General features: G+C 71.7%; 21 protein-coding genes and 1 pseudogene. 5 read left to right on the forward strand and 17 right to left on the reverse strand.

From position 1 onward, the window contains the following. Position 1: 1 nt before the first annotated feature. Positions 2 to 2,356: a chemotaxis protein CheA gene (locus tag ACSP50_RS39145; RefSeq protein WP_014694871.1), complete on the reverse strand. Its 2,355-nt coding sequence runs from the start codon at positions 2,354 to 2,356 to the stop codon at positions 2 to 4. Between the two features lie 80 nt (positions 2,357 to 2,436). Then, entirely contained in the window at positions 2,437 to 3,135 is a 699-nt protein-coding gene (locus ACSP50_RS39150; protein WP_014694872.1) for a response regulator transcription factor, read from the reverse strand. A 405-nt stretch (positions 3,136 to 3,540) separates the two neighbouring features. Here ACSP50_RS39150 and ACSP50_RS39155 point away from each other — a divergent pair, with 405 nt between their 5' ends. Then, the gene (locus ACSP50_RS39155; RefSeq protein WP_014694873.1) at positions 3,541 to 4,182 is read left to right on the forward strand and encodes a CAP domain-containing protein; all 642 of its coding nucleotides are present in this window, start codon (positions 3,541 to 3,543) and stop codon (positions 4,180 to 4,182) included. Between the two features lie 6 nt (positions 4,183 to 4,188). Here the strand turns inward: ACSP50_RS39155 and ACSP50_RS39160 are convergent, their stop codons facing one another. Next, positions 4,189 to 5,265, reverse strand: a complete 1,077-nt coding sequence (locus ACSP50_RS39160) for a UDP-N-acetylmuramate dehydrogenase (RefSeq protein ID WP_014694874.1) — start codon at positions 5,263 to 5,265, stop codon at positions 4,189 to 4,191. A gap of 68 nt (positions 5,266 to 5,333) precedes the next feature. Here ACSP50_RS39160 and ACSP50_RS39165 point away from each other — a divergent pair, with 68 nt between their 5' ends. The 3 genes from ACSP50_RS39165 (at position 5,334) to ACSP50_RS39175 (ending at position 8,619) form a co-directional block, all read left to right on the forward strand. Then, a complete protein-coding gene (locus ACSP50_RS39165; RefSeq protein ID WP_014694875.1) occupies positions 5,334 to 6,095 on the forward strand; it encodes a maleylpyruvate isomerase family mycothiol-dependent enzyme in 762 nt (253 codons plus the stop codon). Positions 6,096 to 6,185: 90 nt separating this feature from the next. Then, positions 6,186 to 7,589 carry a GH1 family beta-glucosidase gene (locus tag ACSP50_RS39170; RefSeq protein WP_052311831.1) on the forward strand — a complete coding sequence of 468 codons (1,404 nt, stop codon included), beginning with the start codon at positions 6,186 to 6,188 and terminating at the stop codon, positions 7,587 to 7,589. Positions 7,590 to 7,599: 10 nt separating this feature from the next. After that, positions 7,600 to 8,619 (forward strand): LacI family DNA-binding transcriptional regulator, encoded by a 1,020-nt coding sequence (locus ACSP50_RS39175; protein ID WP_014694877.1) that lies wholly within the window; start codon positions 7,600 to 7,602, stop codon positions 8,617 to 8,619. Positions 8,620 to 8,644: 25 nt separating this feature from the next. Here ACSP50_RS39175 and ACSP50_RS39180 read toward each other — a convergent pair whose 3' ends face one another. The 11 genes and pseudogenes from ACSP50_RS39180 to ACSP50_RS39230 all read right to left on the reverse strand — a co-directional run bounded on the left by ACSP50_RS39180 (position 8,645) and on the right by ACSP50_RS39230 (position 16,237). Next, positions 8,645 to 9,169, reverse strand: a complete 525-nt coding sequence (locus ACSP50_RS39180) for an O-acetyl-ADP-ribose deacetylase (RefSeq protein ID WP_014694878.1) — start codon at positions 9,167 to 9,169, stop codon at positions 8,645 to 8,647. After that, the gene (locus tag ACSP50_RS39185) at positions 9,169 to 9,969 is read right to left on the reverse strand and encodes an EI24 domain-containing protein (RefSeq protein ID WP_043513059.1); all 801 of its coding nucleotides are present in this window, start codon (positions 9,967 to 9,969) and stop codon (positions 9,169 to 9,171) included. The genes ACSP50_RS39180 and ACSP50_RS39185 overlap by 1 nt, the downstream gene beginning before the upstream one ends. Before the next feature lie 82 nt (positions 9,970 to 10,051). Then, positions 10,052 to 10,483: a hypothetical protein gene (locus ACSP50_RS39190; protein WP_155123726.1), complete on the reverse strand. Its 432-nt coding sequence runs from the start codon at positions 10,481 to 10,483 to the stop codon at positions 10,052 to 10,054. A 182-nt stretch (positions 10,484 to 10,665) separates the two neighbouring features. Continuing rightward, positions 10,666 to 11,601: an alpha/beta fold hydrolase gene (locus tag ACSP50_RS39195; protein WP_014694881.1), complete on the reverse strand. Its 936-nt coding sequence runs from the start codon at positions 11,599 to 11,601 to the stop codon at positions 10,666 to 10,668. A gap of 10 nt (positions 11,602 to 11,611) precedes the next feature. Continuing rightward, the gene (locus ACSP50_RS39200) at positions 11,612 to 11,926 is read right to left on the reverse strand and encodes a DUF2516 family protein (protein ID WP_043513063.1); all 315 of its coding nucleotides are present in this window, start codon (positions 11,924 to 11,926) and stop codon (positions 11,612 to 11,614) included. 61 nt (positions 11,927 to 11,987) lie between these two features. Continuing rightward, positions 11,988 to 12,461, reverse strand: a complete 474-nt coding sequence (locus tag ACSP50_RS39205) for a hypothetical protein (RefSeq protein WP_014694883.1) — start codon at positions 12,459 to 12,461, stop codon at positions 11,988 to 11,990. An 11-nt stretch (positions 12,462 to 12,472) separates the two neighbouring features. Next, positions 12,473 to 12,859: pseudogene (locus tag ACSP50_RS39210) on the reverse strand (helix-turn-helix domain-containing protein); the annotation flags it as partial. A 68-nt stretch (positions 12,860 to 12,927) separates the two neighbouring features. Beyond that, complete coding sequence (locus ACSP50_RS39215; protein ID WP_014694885.1) at positions 12,928 to 13,839, reverse strand: asparaginase; 912 nt, start codon at positions 13,837 to 13,839, stop codon at positions 12,928 to 12,930. After that, positions 13,836 to 14,669, reverse strand: coding sequence for a 3-keto-5-aminohexanoate cleavage protein (locus ACSP50_RS39220; RefSeq protein WP_014694886.1), 834 nt, complete (start codon positions 14,667 to 14,669; stop codon positions 13,836 to 13,838). Before ACSP50_RS39220 ends, ACSP50_RS39215 begins: the two co-directional genes overlap by 4 nt. 135 nt (positions 14,670 to 14,804) lie before the next feature. Beyond that, positions 14,805 to 15,830, reverse strand: a complete 1,026-nt coding sequence (locus ACSP50_RS39225) for a folate-binding protein YgfZ (RefSeq protein WP_080128284.1) — start codon at positions 15,828 to 15,830, stop codon at positions 14,805 to 14,807. Positions 15,831 to 15,838: 8 nt separating this feature from the next. After that, positions 15,839 to 16,237, reverse strand: a complete 399-nt coding sequence (locus ACSP50_RS39230; RefSeq protein WP_014694888.1) for a Fur family transcriptional regulator — start codon at positions 16,235 to 16,237, stop codon at positions 15,839 to 15,841. A 55-nt stretch (positions 16,238 to 16,292) separates the two neighbouring features. On the opposite strand from ACSP50_RS39230, the gene ACSP50_RS39235 reads away from it, so the two are divergent. Beyond that, a complete protein-coding gene (locus ACSP50_RS39235; protein ID WP_014694889.1) occupies positions 16,293 to 17,027 on the forward strand; it encodes an aminotransferase class IV in 735 nt (244 codons plus the stop codon). A 152-nt stretch (positions 17,028 to 17,179) separates the two neighbouring features. Here ACSP50_RS39235 and ACSP50_RS39240 read toward each other — a convergent pair whose 3' ends face one another. From ACSP50_RS39240 to mtfM, 3 genes are all read right to left on the reverse strand, one after another. Next, on the reverse strand, positions 17,180 to 17,764 hold the full coding sequence (locus tag ACSP50_RS39240) for a hypothetical protein (RefSeq protein ID WP_014694890.1): 585 nt from the start codon (positions 17,762 to 17,764) through the stop codon (positions 17,180 to 17,182). A gap of 126 nt (positions 17,765 to 17,890) precedes the next feature. After that, complete coding sequence (locus ACSP50_RS39245) at positions 17,891 to 18,490, reverse strand: FABP family protein (protein ID WP_014694891.1); 600 nt, start codon at positions 18,488 to 18,490, stop codon at positions 17,891 to 17,893. Next, a complete protein-coding gene (mtfM, locus tag ACSP50_RS44960; protein WP_043513072.1) occupies positions 18,487 to 18,591 on the reverse strand; it encodes a small membrane protein MtfM in 105 nt (34 codons plus the stop codon). Before mtfM ends, ACSP50_RS39245 begins: the two co-directional genes overlap by 4 nt. Positions 18,592 to 18,600 lie beyond the last annotated feature (9 nt).

The following is an 18,600-nucleotide window of genomic DNA, read 5'->3' on the forward strand; positions in this document are numbered from 1 at the left end:
CTCAGGCCTCCACCAACATCTCGTCGGACGCGTCGCTGTAGAAGTTGGGGTCGGCGGCGAGGATCGCCCGGCGCACGTCGAGCAGCTCGGTGACCCGTTGCTGGATCACCGCGGTGCCGACCAGACCGTCCTCCTCGGCCTCCCGACGGGCCGTCGTCGAGTTCTCGGCGATGTCCACGATCCGGTCGACCACCAGCGCCACGCTCCGTCCGCCCTCGCTGTAGACGACCACCGAGACGGTGTCGCCCTCCAACTCCTCGCCGTACGCCCCGAGCAGGTGCGACAGGCGCACGAGCGGAAGGATCTGGCCGCGGTACTGGACCACCTCGCGGGAGCCGGCGTGCTCGATCCGGTCGCGCGGGAACTCCTCCAGCCGGGTGACCGTGTCCAACGGGATCGCCACCCGGCGCTCGCCGACCGCGGTGACCAGCAGGCGCTCGGTGCCACCACCGGCCGGGCCGCGCTTCTCGGCGACGTTCTCGCGCTCCGAGTCGACGGCCAGGTGGGAGCGGCGGGCCAGCGAGGACACGTCCAGGATCAGGCCGACCTTGCCGTCGCCCAGGATGGTGGCCCCGGCGTAGAGGCCGATGTCCTTGAACCTGGTGTTCAGGGCCTTGACCACGACCTCCTCGGTGTTCAGCACCCGGTCCACGACCAGGCCGAACCGCCGGCCGTCGGCCTGCAGCACCATGATGTAGACGCCCTGGTCGCCACCGACTTCGAGACCGAGCGCGCGGTCCAGCCGGACCAGTGGCAGCAGCTTGCCGCGCAGGCGGTACACCGGGGCACCCGAGGCGTACTCCACCTTGGTGGTCTGCCCGTCGACGAAGACCAGTTCGAGGACCGCGACCTGCGGCACCACGTACCGCTGGTCGCCGCAGTCGACGGTGAGCGCCTGGATGATGGCGAGCGTCAGCGGGATGGTCAGGCGCCAGACGGTGCCCTCGCCGGGCGTCGAGTCGACGCTGACCGCGCCGCCGATGTTCTCGATGTTGGTCTTCACCACGTCCATGCCGACACCGCGGCCGGAGACGTTGGTGACCTTGGCGGCGGTGGAGAACCCGGGCTGGAAGACCATCGCCATGATGTCGCGCTTGTCCATGTTCGGTACCTGCTCCGGCCGGAGCAGCCCGTTCTCCACGGCCTTCTGCGCGATCCGCTCGACGTTCAGCCCGGCCCCGTCGTCCGCGACCTCGACCGCGACGTGCCCACCCTCGTGGTAGGCGCGCAGGGTCAACGTGCCCTCCGGACCCTTGCCGGCGGCGAGCCGTCGCTCCGGGTCCTCGATGCCGTGGTCGACCGCGTTGCGCACCAGGTGGGTCAGCGGGTCCTTGACCGCTTCCAGCAGACTGCGGTCGAGCTCGGTCTCCTTGCCCTCCATCACCAGCTGGACCTGCTTGCCGAGCGAGTTGCTCAGGTCCCGGATGACCCGGGGCAGCTTGGACCAGATGTGCTCGATGGGCTGCATCCGGGTCTTCATGATGCCCTCTTGCAGCTCACTGGTGATCATGCCGAGCCGCTGGGCGCTGCGCACCAGGCCGGAGTCGCCGATCTCCATCACGCCGCGGACCAGCTGGTTACGGGCCAGAACCAGCTCGCCGACCATGTTCATCAGGGTGTCCAGCAGGTCGACGTCGACCCGGATGGCGCTGTCCGCGATGCTCCGCTTCGGGGCCTGCGACTGCAGCGCCTCGCTGACCGCGGCCGGCTGCGTCTTGCCCTCCTCGAGCAGGATCGTGCCGAGCTTGCGTTCGTCGCCCTCGATCTGCTGCTGCAGCGCCGAGGTGACGTCGGCGGCCTGGGCCGCGCCGGCCTCGACCAGGATCTGCCCGATCGGCTGCCGCTGCTCGGCGACCGGCTCGGGAGCCGGGCGCGACGCGGCGGGCGCCTCGGTCTCGACCGACACCGGCGACTCGGCCTCGGCCGCCGCCGGCGCGGCCGCGGGTGCGGCCGCCGGGGCGCCGTCGGTCGGCGCGTCCATCTGCGCCTTGATCCGGACGATCATGCTGTCGATGTCGACCTCGTCCTCGGTGCCCTTCTCCTCGATCGAGGAGAGCAGCGAGCGGACGCCGTCGATGCAGAGCAGCAGGACGGTGATGGTCTCCGGGGTGACCGGCTGGACGCCGTCGCGCAACCGGGAGAGCAGCGACTCACCCGCGTGGGCGAGCTTCTCCAGTCGGGAGAAGGCGAGGAACCCGCTCGTGCCCTTGATCGTGTGGATCGCCCGGAAGATGCGGGAGATCAGGTCACGTGACCCCGGCTCCTGCTCGAGGCTCACGAGGTCCCGGTCGATCTGGTCCAGGTTCTCGTGCGACTCCATGAGGAATTCGCCGACGATCTCGCCAAGGTCTTCCACGTCTACCTCCTGCTCGGCTTCACAGCCCTCATCGACCCTCGCGGGCGCCAACTGAGAAGACTCGTCCGATACGGCCTGGATCAGGCCTCTCCGCCCGGACGTCGATAGCGATAGCCGAACCCGCGCACCGATTCGATCGGCGATTCGTCCGGGTCGGACCAGCCGAGCTTGCGCCGCAACCGCAGGACCGCGAACTTGACCCGCTCCTGGCCGATGCCGGTCGGGTCGTCCCAGGCCTGGGTCAGCAGCTGGTTCGGCGAAAGCACCGCTCCGGCATGCCGGACCAGCGCGTTGAGCAGACGGAACTCGGTCGGCGTGAGCCGCTTCTCGTCGCCTTTGACATAGACCCGGCGCTTGGTCGGGTCCAGGTGCACCAGGCCGTCGTCGTAGATCTGGCTGGCCCAGCTGTTCTGTCCGCTCGACGAGCGGCGCAGCAGCGCCTCCACCCGGGCCAGCAGCTCGTTGTTGGCGAACGGCTTGGTCAGGTAGTCGTCGGCGCCGCCGCGCAGGCCGCGCACCTTCTCGGCCTCCTGGCCGTGCGCGGTCAGCACCAGCACCGGCACGTCGGACACGTCCCGCAGCCGCTCCAGCACCTGCCAGCCGTCCATCTCCGGCAGTCCGACGTCGAGCACCACCAGATCGGGGTGCTCGGCGTAGGCCTCCTTCAGCCCGGAACGGCCGTCCGCGGCGTGGGCCACCTCGTACCCGGCCCGGCTGAACAGCAGCCGCAGGGCGAGTGCGATGTCCGGGTCGTCCTCGACCACGAGTAGGCGACTCATCGTGTGCTCACCCTGCCCCCAGCTCGTGCTCGCGCCCGATTCCGGGCACGGCCGATCCCCGGGCGCATGGCGCCGGGAAGTCGGTTGTCCTGCTTGGCACCGTCCGCGCGACCGCGGGCGGGAGATATTCAAAGGCGCAAAGACACCATAGCGTGATGTCACTGCCTATTTACGGACAGTGACAGTTTAGCGGGCAAAGGCCCGGTACACGGGCTGGTCCCCAAGGATCTCCGGGCCGATGACGGGCACGGTCCGCGAGCCGGCGGCGGCTCGCCCATCCCCCCAGGATTTCATTTCCAGTACGACATTTCCGCCATACCGCGAAAGATGTGACACGCGGCGAAGTTAAGGGTCCGATATCCCTGGTGGACGAATCGCGTCCACCACGGATATGGGAGGAAACCCGTGTTCGACAAGGTGGTACGCCGCGCCTCCGCGCTCGCGGCCGCGCCCGCACTGCTCGCCCTGCCGGTCGCCCTGTTCGCCCTGCCGCACGCCGTGCACGCCCAGGGCCCGGTGGTCCCGCCCCGGCCGCCGGGCATGCCCACCCCCGCCCCGGAACGGTTGGGGTCACCCGATCCGGCGACCTCGACCGTCATCCCGGCCGCGCCGATCACCCCGCAGATCGCCGCGGCGCCGGCGGTCGACCCGGTGAAGGCCCGCGCCCGCACCCTGATGCACCAGGTGATCCGCCTGACCAACCGGGAGCGGGAGGCGAACGGGTGCGCCCGCCTCACGGTCGACCACGAGCTGATCGTGGCCTCGGTGGCGCAGAGCTACTACATGGCGCGGACCCGGCTGTTCAGCCACGTGTGGCGGGACGGCTCCACCTTCGCGATGCGCGCCGAACGGGCCGGATACCGCGCCCCGGCCGGCGAGAACATCGCCTGGGGCTACCCGACCGCCGCCGAGGTGATGCAGGCGTGGATGAACAGTCCCGGACACCGGGCGAACATCCTCAACTGCGGAGCGAAGTCGATCGGCGCCGCCATCGTGTACGCGGCGGACGGGACGCCGTACTACACCCAGACCTTCGGGTGGAGCTGAACCGGTTTACAGTGCGCAGTTGACCAGCACCGGCTCGGGGTGCAACGTGATGCCGAATCGGTCACGCACCCCGTCCCGGATGGTCCGCGCCAGATCCAGCAGCGCACCGGTGTCGCCGGCGCCCCGATGGGTCAGCGCCAGGGTGTGCTTGGTGGAGATGGCCACCCCGGCGCCGGCGAACCCCTTCGGGAAGCCGGCGTGCTCGATCAGCCAGGCGGCCGGCACCTTCACCGTGCCGTCCGCGCCCGGCCAGTGCGGCATCTCGCCACGCGCCGCGGTCAGCTCGGCGAAGAACGCGGCGCTCACCACCGGATTGGTGAAGAACGAACCGACCGACCAGGTGTCCCGGTCCGCCGGGTCGAGGACCATGCCCTTGCCGGCCCGCAACTTCAGCACGGTCTGCCGGGCGTGCTCCAGCGGCACCCGGTCGCCGGCCTCGACACCCAGCTGACGGGCCAGCTCCGCGTACCGGATCGGGGCACTGCGATCCGCCCGGGCCAGCCGGAAGTCCACGGCGGTCACCAGGTAGCGGTCGTTGTGCTTGAACACGCTGGAGCGGTAGCCGAAGGCGCAGTCGGCCGGGGACATCATCAGCTGCTCGTCGGCGACCCGGTCGTAGGCGTGCACCGCCACGATGGTGTGCGCCACCTCCTGGCCGTACGCCCCGACGTTCTGGATCGGGGTGGCGCCGGCCGACCCCGGGATACCGGACAGGCACTCGACGCCGGACAGGCCGTTGCCCACCGCGTACGCCACGAAATCGTCCCAGGGCTCGCCGGCGGCGACCCGGACCACCGCCTCGCCGGCGCTCTCCGAGACCACCTCGATCCCGCGGGTGCGCAGCAACAGCACCTCCCCGGCGAAGCCGGCGTCACCGATCACCACGTTGCTGCCGCCGGCCAGGACCAGGACCGGACGTCCCTCGGCAGTGGCTTTACGCACCGTGGCGACCGCTTCGTCCGTCTCGACCGCGGTGGTCACCGTGCCGGCCGGGCCGCCGAGGCGTAGCGTCGTATAGGCCGCCAGCACTCGGTCCGCGGCGGGCGTCGGGTCAGTCAGGTGGTCGGCGAATGCGTCGGGCACGGGGTTCACCCTAAGCTCAAGGGGCGGAGTGAAAAACCTGCGGCCCGGCCGAGCGGGAGACGACTGCGATGAACAGGTTGCACGCGACGAAGGATTTCTGGCTGGCGGCGCTGCGCGCCGACGGGCCGGCCCTGTGGGAGGCCGTCGCCGAGACCGGTCCCGGCGTGCCGGTCCCCGCCATCCCCGACTGGACCACCGCCGACCTGGCGTTCCACGTTCTGGACCTGCTGCGCTGGGTGCGGGCGACGATCGCCCGCGGGGTCACCGACCGCCCCTCCGCTCCCCCGGGCTCCGATTCCCGGCCGGAGTGGGACGAGGCCCTCGACCAGCTCCGGCGCGAGCTGACCGGGACGATCGAGACGCTGGAGGCGCTCGACCCGGATCTGCCCGCGTGGAACTGGGCGCCGCAGCCGAAACGGGCGGTGTTCTGGGACCGGCGGATGGCACACGAGATCTCGGTGCACCGCTGGGACGCCGAGGCGGCGGCCGGGCGGCCCACCCCGATCGAGACCAAGCTGGCCACCGACGGGGTGGCCGAGATCCTCGACACCTGGCTGCCGGCCGGCAAACGGCAGGGGCCGACCGACCTGCACGGCGTGGTGCACCTGGTCGGCACGGATGCGGAAACCGAGTGGTTCGTCCGGCTGCGCGGGGCGGGGATCGCGCTGCTGGACACCGGCACGATCCTCGACACCGACGATCACCACGCCCGGGCCAAGGCGACCGGCACGGCCAGTGATCTGCAGTTGGCACTGATGGGCCGCAAACGTACCGACCAATTGGCGTTGAGCGGTGATCCCCGCCTGATCCAGGCTCTTCGCACCGGCTGAGTTCCCGCACCGTTGGACGACGCCGCTGTGGGGAGGTCGGGCCCTATGATGAACCGGTTAAGTTCAGCGGATCAAGGAAGCGGTGAAGACATGACGGCAACCGTCACGTCCACGTCGGCGCAGCCGGCGCGTGCGGGGATCACCTTCCCCGACGGCTTCATCTGGGGCGCGGCCACGGCCTCGTACCAGATCGAGGGCGCGGCGCGGGAGGACGGTCGCGGCCCGTCCATCTGGGACACCTTCAGCCGAACACCCGGCAAAGTGCACAAGGGGCACACCGGCGACGTCGCGTGCGACCACTACCACCGGTACGTCGAGGACGTGGCCCTGATGGCCGACCTCGGCCTGGCCTCGTACCGGTTCTCGGTCGCCTGGCCGCGGGTCCGCCCGGACGGCACCGGCCCGGTCAACGCCCGAGGCCTCGACTTCTACGACCGGCTCACCGACGAACTGCTCGGCAAGGGCATCGACCCGGTCGTCACCCTCTACCACTGGGACCTGCCGCAGACGCTGGAGGACCGCGGCGGCTGGGCCGACCGGGAGACCGCCGAGGCGTTCGGCGAGTACGCCGAGGTCGTCTACCGCAAACTCGGCGACCGGGTCGGCACCTGGACCACCCTCAACGAACCGTGGTGCTCGGCCTACCTCGGCTACGGCTCCGGCATCCACGCCCCCGGCGTGCAGGACCCGGCCAAAGCCCTGGCCGCCGTCCACCACCTGCTCCTCGGACACGGCCTGGCGGCGCAGGCGCTGCGGGCCGCCGGCGCCCAGCGGGTCAGCATCACGCTCAACCCGTGCGAGGTCTACCCGGTCGACCCGGAAAGCCCGGCCGACCGCGCCGCGGCCCACCTCATCGACGGCCTCGCCAACCGGATCTTCTTCGACCCGCTGCTGCGCGGCGAGTACCCGGCCGACGTCCTGGAGCACATCGCCCGGCTCACCGACCTCTCCTACCTGCGCGACGGTGACCTGGCCACCATCCAGCAGCCGCTCGACGTGCTGGGCATCAACTTCTACAACCCGGCGTACGTGTCGGCCAAGCCCGGCGCGCCCGGCGCCAAGGACTACCCGGGCAGCGAAGGCATCGCCTTCCGCCCGCCGGTCGGCCCGGTCACCGACATGAACTGGCCGATCGAGCCGGCCAGCCTCACCCGGCTGCTCACCCGCATCCACCGGGACTACCCGGGCACCCCGCTGATGATCACCGAGAACGGCGCGGCGTTCCCCGAGGGCCCGATCGCGGACGGCACCGTTCCGGACCGGCGCCGGATCGAGTACGTCGACGGCCACCTGCGCGCCTGCCACGACGCACTGGCCGCCGGAGTCGATCTGCGGGGATACTTCCTCTGGTCACTGATGGACAACTTCGAATGGGCCGAGGGATACGCGAAGCGTTTCGGTATTGTGCACGTCGACTACACGACGCAGCAGCGGGTGCTCAAAGACAGCGCGAAGTGGTACCGCGAGGTGATCAAGCGCAACGGGCTTTCCTAAGGAGCGGTTTGTGACGACGCGGGAGCGGCCCACGCTGGAGGCGGTGGCCCGGCGCGCCGGGGTGTCCCGGGCAACCGTCTCCCGCGTCGTCAACGGGTCCACCACGGTGGCCGCCACCATCCGGGAGGCGGTCAACCGGGCCGTCGACGAACTCGGCTACGTGCCCAACCAGGCGGCCCGCAGCCTGGTCACCCAGCGCACCGACTCGGTCGCCCTGATCCTGCCGGAAACCGCGAACCGGGTCTTCTCCGACGACCTGTTCTTCCCCGCGATCATCCGCGGCGTCGGCATGGAACTCGAAGCCGCCGACAAACAGCTCGTCCTCATGATGACCGGCTCCGAAGCCGGCCACCACCGCGTCGAGAGGTACGCGGTCGCCGGCCACGTCGACGGCGTCATGTTCGCCAGCATCCACGGCGCCGACCCGCTCCCCGGCGCCCTCGCCCGCCGCGGCATCCCGGTCATCTGCAGCGGCCGCCCGATGACCGCCGGCAGCGACCCCGCCGTCCCCTACGTCGACGTCGACCACGCCGGCGGCGTCGCGGCCGCCGTCCACCACCTGATCCGGACCGGGCGGCGGCGGATCGCCACCATCGCCGGCCCGCAGGACATGGTGGCCGGCATCGAACGCCTCGCCGGCTACCACGCCACCCTGCAGGCGGCCGGGCTGCCGGAACTCGCGGTCACCGGCGACTTCACCCGCGAATCGGGCATCACCGGGATGCGCGAGCTCCTCGCCCGCGACCCCGAGCTCGACGCGGTCTTCGTGGCCAGCGACCTGATGGCCCACGGTGCCCTGACCGCGCTGCGCGAAGCCGGCCGCCGGGTGCCGGCCGACGTGGCGGTGATCGGCTTCGACGACTTCGACATCAGCCGGTACAGCGACCCGCCGCTGACCACGGTGCGGCAGCCGATCGGCGAGATCGGGCAGACCCTGGCGCGGCAGATGCTGCTGCTGATCGCCGGTGAGCAGGACGTGCCGAACTCGGTGGTGCTGCCGACGGAGCTGATCGTCCGCGACTCGGCCTGACCGCCGGCCGGGTTCCGTCCCCGAGTCAGAGCTCGGCGGAGCCCTCGGCGACGGCGCGGGCGGTCGCGGCGGTGCCGGCGCCGAACAGCACCAGGTACGCCGTGGTCACCCGCTCCGGTCGGGCGGACCGCAGGGCGGTCAGCGCCTGCCGGACCGCGTCGTCGACCGGCCACCGGTACACGCCTGCGGAGATCAGCGGGAACGCGACCGTTTCCGCGCCCAGTTCGTCGGCGACCCGCAGCGCGTTCGTGTAGCAGGCGCGCAGCAGCTCGGAGCGGTCCTCGGTGGCGCTGAACACCGGACCCACGGTGTGCACCACCCAGCGCGCCGGCAGCCGGCCCGCGGTGGTCGCGACGGCCTGGCCGACCGGGAGCCCCCGGCCGTATCGGGCGGCCCGCAGCGCCCGCGTCTCGGCGAGGATCTCCGGGCCGCCCCTGCGGTGGATCGCGCCGTCCACCCCGCCGCCGCCGAGCAGTGACGAGTTGGCCGCGTTGACGATCGCGTCGACCTGCCGCGTGGTGATGTCGCCCTCGACGAGCTCGATCCGCATCACAGGGAGCCGACCGTGGTGATGTCGATGGGGCGGCCCAGGACCCGCCGGGAGAGCAGGGTGGCGCCGGCGATGGCGGCGGGCATCAGGAAGATCGCGCCGAGCGGGATGAGGAAGGCGCCGAACACGGCGGCGCCGAAGCCGAGGGTGAGCGGGACGTTCTTGGCGAGGGCGACCCGGCGGTGCCGCAGACGCTGGCCGCGGCGCTGGAACGGGACGCCGGTGAGTTCGAGGGCGAGCAGCCAGCCGCCGACCGCGCCGGCCAGGACCGGGATCACCGTCTGGCCGACGACCGGCAGGAAGCCGAGCAGGAACAGCGGTATCCCGGCGAGGACGGAGAGTCCGATCAGCCGGACCGAGTCGGCGAGGCTGCGGCGCAGCGAGCTCCAGAAGCCGACGTCGACGGCGTCCGGCACGCCGCCGTACCGATTCTCCACCAGTTCGGAGATGCGCTCGTAGAACGGATCGCCGATCAGCAGGGTGACCGCGGTGAAGGTGAGTACGCCGAGCAGCAGCGCCAGGCCGAGCAGGCCGGCGCCGGCCAGCACCTCGACGAAGTCGCGCCAGAAGCCGGACCAGTGTGCGGCGAACCAGGTGGCATGCTCGGAGAGCTGCGGCAGGAAGCGGACCAGCACGACCAGCCCGATGGTGTAGACGACGCCGGAGATCAGCGCCGGGAGCAGACCCAGGCCCAGCATCCGGGGGCTGCGCAGGACGAGGCCGAGCCCGCGCCCGAGCAGGCCGGCGCCGGTGACGAACTGACGAACCGCGGCCACCGGCCGATTCGGATCTTCCTTCACGATCCGGGAGCTTAGTCGTGCCTGTCCCGTCCGCCACTCGAAGCAACGCCGGCCGCGACCGGCAGGCAGCGGGCGCCGCGCGTCAGGAGGCGCTGGGCGCCGGGATGGCCGCACTCGCGGAGGCGCTGTCGGACGGCATCGGCTCGGGCGGCCCGGTGATCGTGGTGGGTGTCGGCACCGGCGGTTCGTTGAGGACCGGCGGCGGTGAGGTGGCCGGGGCGGTCGCGGGCGCGGCGGAGGCGGGCACGATGACCGTCTTGGTGATCACGGTGCTGGCCGCGGTGGTCGGGGACGCGGCGCCGGCCGGTGCGGCCGGGTGGTTGCCGTAGCCGCCGGACGCGTAGTGCGGACGGGACGGGGCCCGGCCGAGGCCGTCGCTGCCGCCGGCACCGCCGGTTCCCGGGGCGGCCGTAGTCTGGGTGACCGGGGTGCCCAGGGCCCAGCCCACCACGACGGCGAAGGGCAGGCCGATCGCCAGAACGCCGATAAAAACGGATTTAGGGGACAAGCGCACGTCAGAAACATCGCCGCCGGACCGGAAAAGTTACGGTTTCCGGACATAACGGCACGCCGTCCGGCGCCCCGGCGTCTGGCCCGGAACGGCGCGGCACGGCGCAGCGCGGCACGGCGCAGCGCGGCACGACGCAGCGCGGCACGACGCGACGCGACGCGGCGCGGCGCGGCGCGGCGCGGCGGTCAAGCGTTCAGGAACGCCGAGATCCGCTCACGGAGGTCCGCCCGGTCGGTCCACAGGATCGACGGCCGGTCATAGACGTGCAGGTCGGCGTCGAGCAGCCCGGCTACCCGCTCCGCACCGGCCACCGGGTGGATCTCGTCGCCCTGGCAGCCGATCACCAGGGCCCGCCCCCGGAAGGCCTTGAGCAGCGACTCGTCCGGCAGCGGCGGCGCCGACCAGAGCGTCGACAGCTCGGCCGCCAGCCCGTCGCGCTGCAGCTGGTCGACCCGCTGACGCAGGAAGCCCCACCCGGCCGGGGTGTTGCGCACCGCCGCCGGGATCTCCGCCTCGACCGCGTCGGCGATCATCGCGGCCTCACCCGACTCGACCGAGGCGAGCAGACGGTCGAGGCGGCGCAGCGCGGCCTCCGGTCGGCTGCCGTCGAGCGGGGCGGGCAGATAGAGCACGATCCGCTCGAACCGGTCCGGGGTCTCGGCGAGCAGGCGGCACAGCGCGCCGGCGCCCATGCTGACGCCGACCGCGCGGGTCGCGCCGGCCAGGTCGGCCACCCCGCGCAGGTCGCCGGCCAGGTCGCCGAAGCTCCACGGTCCGGGTGGGGCGTCGGAGCGGCCGTGCCCGCGGAAGTGGAAGAACACCCGGCGGCCGGTCACCGCGCTGCCCAGCGGGCGGGTGCCGGAGATGTCCCCGGCCAGTCCGTGCGCGAACACCGTCACGGGGTCGCCGAGGCCGGTGACGAGCTGCTCGAGGCGCAGCGGCGAGGAACCGTGCACGGGTGCGGGCGGGCGCGGGGACGGTCGGCGTACGCCCGGGTCGAGGGTGACCAGCTCGGTCTCGGGACCCGGCAGCGTAGGCCGCCCGGAGCGCGGCCCGGTCCGATCGCCGCGCTGCAGGCGTGGCCCGCCGTCCGGCGGAGGCGGCCCGAAGCGTCCCCTCACGCGGCGACCCTCACCAGAAACCCTTGCCGTCGGCGATGTCCCTCAGCCCGGGCCGCACGTCGAGCAGATAGATCAGCGCGGCCGCGATCCCGATCAGCCCGAAGATGCCCAGCGCACCCTGACCCCACCAGGTGAACAGGCCGCACACCCCGATGATGGCCGCCCACGCCCCCTTGGGCAGGGTGCCGAGCGCCTGGAATGCCGCGCCCCGCTGGGTGAGGCAGTGGACGAAGGCCACCAGCTCCAGGAGCAGGGCCAGGATGAGAATGACCGTCTCGGTCCAGAACTGGACGTCGTAGATGAACAGCGGCGCGGAAGAGCCCATGCCGGGCAGTCTATGCCGCGGGCCCCGGCAATGCCGGGGCCCGCGGATCATGTCGCGATCCTTACTCGGCGGCCTTCGGCGCCGGGGTGGCCTTGGCGCGCTTGCGCGGCTTCGGCGTCTCGGCGGACTCGACGGCCTGCGCCTGCTGCACGGCGGCCTCGACGGCCTTCGGCTGCTCGGTGGCCTCGATGTCGGCGTTGACCACCTCGGCGGACTCGATGATGCCGGTGCCGACGACCTTCTCGCCACGGGCGACGAGCGCGGTGTACGCCGCGACGGCCCGCTCCTGGGCGACCTGGGCGAACGTGGTGGCCACCGTGGTGGCGTTGGTGCGCAGCGCGGCGAAGTCGGTGCCGGACGCCTTCTTCTGCAGCTCGGCGGCCTGCTCGTTGGCGGTGCGCAGCGAGGCGACGGCCCGGTCGCTCAGCTCGGTGAGCACCGTGGGGAGCTTGCGAAGCTGCTGGTACGCGAGGTCACCGGCACCGGCGGCGGCGTACAGCGGGGTCGGGATCCTGGTCTTGGTCTGCTCGGTCATTTCGTCTCCTCGGCAGGGTCTGTCGGGGGCGCGGACTCGGCGGGAGCCGCGTTGCGAGCGTTCTCGTTGCGGAACGTCTCGTAGATCTGCGACAGGGACTGCTTCTGCGCGATCGTGAGCTCCGGGTCGACCGCGATGGCCGCCAGCACACCCTGCTGACCCTCGCCATCGAGCAGTCCGGCCCGCAAATACATCGCGGGCGTCGACACACGCAAGGCGCTGGCGATCTGCTGCAGCACCTCGGCGCTCGGCTTGCGCAGGCCACGCTCGATCTGGCTGAGGTAGGGGTTGCTCACCCCGGCCTTGTCGGCGAGCTGCCGCAGCGAGATCTTCGCGGTCTGCCGCAGGTCACGGATGAACGTCCCGATGTCCTGCGGCAGGTCCTTGGAAGTGGCCATGACTCGAAGTTAGCGCGCAGTGCTAGCTCCTGCAAGCAGAACGCTTGCAGGAGCTAGCGTGAGACGGGTCACCAGACCGAGCGGACCTCGCCGACCGGCACGCCGCCGCCGAGCACCGGCTCGGCCAGCTCCGGCGGCTCGACACCCAGCCGGCGCAGCGCCGCCAGCAGCACCGGGACGCGCGCCCGGGCCGAGCCGTCGGCGATCTTCACGGTCACCGCGCCGGCGCCCGGCACCGCGGCCGCCACCACGCCGTCCGCGCCACTCTTCATCAGCAGCCCGGGCACCGCGGCCATCAGCACGGTGTCCGGCGAGCCGGTCCCGGCCACCAGCTCGGGATGCGCGCGCATGGCGTCCGCGACCCGGCGCTCCGGGGTGCCCGGCGCCGCCTCGACCAGCCGCTGGAACGAGCGGGCCAGCGCCTGCGGGGAGACCGCCAGGACCGGCGCGCCACAGCCGTCCACCCCGGTCGCCGCGATCGGCTCGCCGGTCAGGTCGCTGACCGCGGCGGCGAACGCCACCTGCAGGGGGTGCTTCGGATCGAGGTACGAATCCAGCGGCCAGCCGTTGACGACACAGGTGGCGAGCATCCCGGCGTGCTTGCCGGAGCAGTTCATCAGGATCCGCTCCGGGTCGCCACCACCGCGCAGCCAGGCCTCCCGGGCCGGCTCGCCCATCGGCAGCTGCGCCGGGCAGCCCAGCGCCGCCGGGTCCAGACCGGCCGCGGCCAGGATGCCGAGCACCCGATCCACGTGAAACGGCTCGCCGTCGTGACTGGCACTGATCATCGCGAGGTCGGTCTCCTCGCGCGGCACCAGACCACTGCGCAGCATGCCGACGGTCTGCAGCGGCTTGTTCGACGACCGCGGGAAGAACGGGCCGGTGGTGTCCCCGACGCCGGGGCGGTCGGCGAACGCGACGATGCCGTGGTGCACGCTCTCCACGAAGCCGGAGCGGACCACCTCCGCGACCACGGTCACCGGGCCGGCACCCCGAGCAGCTCGCGGGCCTGCGCCGGGGTCAGCGGCGGGCGCTGGGCGAGCTGCGCGAAGCCGACCGCGCGGGCGACCAGCTGCATGTTGGACTCGACCGGGCGGCCCTTGGCGTACGTGATCGTGTCCTCCATGCCGACCCGCAGGTGCCCGCCGGCGGACAGCGAAGCCAGCATCACCGGGATCGTGCCGCGACCGATTCCGGTCGCCGAGAACGTGGTGCCGGCCGGCAGGTCACGGATCGCCTGCTCGCAGGCGACCAGGGCGGCCGCCGTCCCGGGCATCCCGCCCGGCACACCCATCACCAGGTCGAGGTGCACGTGCCCGCCGGCCGGCAGCCCGTACTTGCCGAGCAGCCGCTGCAGGGTGGTCAGCTGACCCAGGTCGAAGATCTCGTACTCCGGCACGATGCCCCGCTCCTGCATGCGGGTGTGCAGGTCGACGATGAACGACCAGCGGTTCAGGAAGACGCCGTCACCGAAGTTGACGGTGCCCATCGTGCAGGAGGCCATCTCCGGGCCGGCATCGAGCACGGCCAACCGGTCCGTCTCCGGGTCGGTCACCGCACCGCCCGAGGAGAGCTGCACGATCAGCCCGGTCGACTCGCGCAGCGCGGCGACGGTGGCGCGCAGCCGACCCTGGTCCAGGGTCGGCCGGGCATCCGCGTCCCGGATGTGCACATGGATGATCGAGGCGCCCAGCGCCTCACACTCTTTCGCGGTCGACACCAGCTCGTCCAGGGTCACTGGCAGAGCCGGCACGTCCGCCTTGCTGCTCTCCGCGCCGGTCGGGGCGACGGTGATCAAGGTCCCGGTCATGCCGGTCATCCTGCCACCGCCCCCACGGCGCGGAAAACAAAAGCCCAACCCCATTTCCGCGGACGCGGGCAGCCGCGCCCGCCACGCTCACCACTCACCGTCGCTGCCGGGCCCGGGCCCTGATGGCGGGGCGACTCAGGCGTCGATCGCCGCCGCCGACTCCCCCACGGTGAGGCGGGCGTCGTCGGCCACGGTGCGTTTCAGCACCGCCAACGCCACCAGACCCAGCTCGTGATGCCGGACCGCGGTGCCGACGAAGCCGACCGCCCGCCCGTCCAGCTCCACCGGCGTCCCCTGCGCCGGCGGGTGATCGGTGGCGATCCCGTCCAGGTGCAGCAGCGCCAGCCGGCGCGGCGGCCGGCCCAGATGGTGCACCCGGGCGACCGTCTCCTGGCCGCGGTAACACCCCTTGTCCAGGTGCACGGCCGTGGCCATGAACCCCGCCTCGGCCGGGATCGTCCGGTGGTCCGTCTCGTGCCGCAGCCGCGGGACCCGGGCGGCGACCCGGATCGCCTCATAGGCCCACAGCCCGGCCCGCGCCACCCCCAGCTTCTCGATCACCGACGTCTTCGCGTGGCGGGGCACCAGCAGATCCACCCCCAGGGGCACTCGGCGCACCAGGCCGCCCTCGAACGGGCGTACGTCGTAGATCGCGGTGGCCTCGGCCGGCACCGTGCCGGCGGTGAACTTCGGACCCGGCACCGCACCGACCCGAGGCTCCGCCAGATCCGGAAAGAGATCCGCGGCAGCCGGCCCCACCAGGGACAGCACGGCGATCTCCGAGGTCGCGTCGCGCGGCTCCACCCGGGTGAAGAACCGCATCATCTCCAGGTATCTCAACAGCCCCGCGCCGGCCCCCGGCTCGGTGTCGAGCCACGCCGTGGTGCCGTCCTCGGTGACGAACGCGTGCTGCTCCACATGCCCGTGCGGGGACAGCACCAGCAGCTCACTGCCCTGATTCGCGGACAGCTCGGACAGGTGCTGGGTGGTCAGCGTGTGCAACCAGCCGGCCCGCTCCGGACCCGGCACCGCGAGCACATCCCGGTGCGACCGGTCGACCAGGCCGACCCCCGTCTCCAGCAGCCGCTGCTCCTTCATCGGGTCACCGAAATGCGCCGGCACCCCGGCATCGGCCGAACTCGGGTCGAGATCCTCGACCATGACCACGGTCACTCCGACTCCTTGCAGTTTCCACAGACCCCGAACAGGGAGACGTGCCCGACATCGACCCGGAAGTGACGTTCGTCGCGGAGGCGATCACAGACCGGCGACAGCACCGACGGCTCCACCTCCTCGATCGACCCGCACGACCGGCAGACCAGATGCACATGCTGCCCCTCGCCCGCCGGGTGGTAGGTCGGCGATCCGTGCGAGAGGTGGGTGTGACTGACCAGGCCGAGCTCTTCCAGCAGCTCGAGCGTCCGATACACCGTGGTGATGTTGACACCGGCGACCCGCTCACGGACCGCGTTGTGCACCGACTCGGGGGTCGCGTGACCGAGCTCGTGCACCGCTTCCAGAATCAGCTGACGCTGCGGGGTGAGCCGCAGGCCGCGCTCACGCAGCATGGCGGCAAGCGAAGTGGCGGACACCCCACGAGCATAGTTCGCTAGTTTCACGGTGATGAGCGAGCAGATCCTGGTGTCCCCGGCCGACCTGATGGGCGACGGGGTGTTCGAGACGATGCACCTGCGCCCGTCCGGCCCGTGGCTGCTGGCCGAGCACCTGGACCGGCTGGGCCGGTCCGCGGCGCTGCTGGACCTTCCCGTACCGCCAAGTCCCGATCTCTCGTCTTCTGCCGGGCGGACGGGTGCTCTGCGGATCATCTACACCCGCAGCCTGCTGCACGTCAGCGTGTCCGACATCCCGGCGACCGTCCTCCGGGAACGCCGCGACGGGGTGCGGGTGCTCAGCGCCGGGCTCGGCGTCTCCGTGACGAACCGTCCACCGTGGGCGCTGTCCGCCGCCAAATCCCTGTCCTACGCGACCAATTTCGCGGCGCGGCGCTGGGCGGCGCGGCATCAGGCCGACGACGTGATCGGGGTTTCGACCGAGGGGTACGTCATGGAGGCCCCGACGTCGTCCGTCGTCTGGCTGGCGGGCGACGAGCTGTGCACGGTGCCGGCGGCGGAGGCCGGGATCCTGCCGGGGATCACGGCGGCGCATCTGCTGTCGGTGGCCGGGGAGGTGGGGCTGCGGGGGGTGGAGCGGATGGTGACGCTGCCGGAGCTGGCGGCGGCGGACGCGATCTGGTTGGCGTCGTCGCTGCGGGGGCTGGCGGAGGTGGTGACGTTCGACGGGGTGGTGCGGGAGCGGTCGCGGTGGACGCCGCGGTTGCTGGAGTTGCTGGGCTTCTGAGCCAGGGCAGGGTCGAGCCTCGACAAGTCAGCGAGCCGCCGCATGACCGGGCCGGGACGGCCGGGTCCCTGACAACGGTCCTGCCGACGCAACCCGGCCCGGCGACAAGACCCACCGGACGACAGACCTCCGACAGCGCGAACGGGCGAGTGTTACCGAGCTGGAAACAGCGTCTGGGTGATGGTGGCCGTTCCGGCCGGCGGAGCCTGCTCGTGCATGGTGATCTCGTCGCCTGGTCGCAGGTGCCGCCATCTGTCGGGGACGAGCGGAGCGAGGCGGATGGATCCGCATGCGCCTGGTTCCAGTCGGGGTTCCCCTTCGACCCGGATGCGGGCGGCGTGCAGGTCGAGATGACCTTCCGGCATGACGAATCCGAGATTCCACAGGGGTCGCAGTATGCCGTCGCCGGGTATCGCGGCCTTTCGGGCACCAGGCTGCTCAGGGCCGAACAGGTGCAGGTCCGCGCGGATGATGCCGTGGAGAGCCTCTGCCGCTCTCCAGTGACACCACGCTGTGGCGCGGTGCAGGTTCATCTCCGTGGCCGCGTCTGCCAGGAGGTTCCAGAACGCCTGATCGGCGGCGTAGGCATCGCCCAGTTCGGTGAGGATGTCGAGCGCGATCTCGTACTCGTTGTGCTCGAGGTAGTCGACAGCGTCCGCGACGGTGGTCCCGGCCTCGCTGGTAGCCCACCGCGGGACCATGACGGCCGCCTGGCGCAGTGGGTCGGGGATGTCCATGCTCGTGATTGTTCAGCACGGCCTGAGCAAGCGGCCCTCTGGCGCCTGGACAACCGGACCGGAGTGGCACCACCGCTGACGGGAAGCCCGGACGCCCAGCGCCGGGCCTCCCGTCAGCAGAAGATCTCAGCCGCCGATACGCAGCAACCGCGCCGACATGTGCGGCGTCAGCGCGCTGTTGTCGATCGAGATCTCGTGCGCGTAGAGCAGCGCCCCCTCCACGATCCCGAACAACCGGTGCCCGCCGGTCACGTGCAACCCGGACGGCGTGTAGGCCACCGCGTCGGTGCCCATCTCCAGCCGCGTCGTGGCCGCCTTGCCGAGGTAGAGCTCGGCGACCCCGTCCGGGCGGATCATCGTGGCTTCCATCTCGTCGCCGGGGCGCCCGTCGACCAGCACCGGCCGCCAGAAGCCGGACTCGGTGAGCGACTGGCCGAGCGGCTGCGAGTCGTCGTCGAGCAGCCAGGACCGGGACTCGAAGCGCAGGAAGTCACGCCCGTCGTGACTGATCCTGATCTCCTGGGCGAAGTTGTAGTCCTCCTCCGCCGGGAAGCCGCCCTGCCCGCGCCCCCGCCACAGGCCGATGAACGGCAGCAGGCCGAGCAGCGACGGGTGCAGGTCGGGGCCGACCCGCAGGTCGTGCGTGTCCTCGTAGGGGTAGGCGTCGACCGGCGGGGCGTTCAGCCACGGCGGCGGGCCCAGTGGGTTTTCCGTCTCGCCGCTCACCAACGCCCCCTCGAAATCCGAATCGCCAGATAACCGAAACCGCCCGCCAGCGCGCCCATCCCGGCGACCAGCAGGCTCACGAACCCGATCTCCGTAACCATGTCCGGACC

Origin of the sequence: Actinoplanes sp. SE50/110, assembly GCF_900119315.1 — a bacterium.
GTDB lineage: Bacteria > Actinomycetota > Actinomycetes > Mycobacteriales > Micromonosporaceae > Actinoplanes.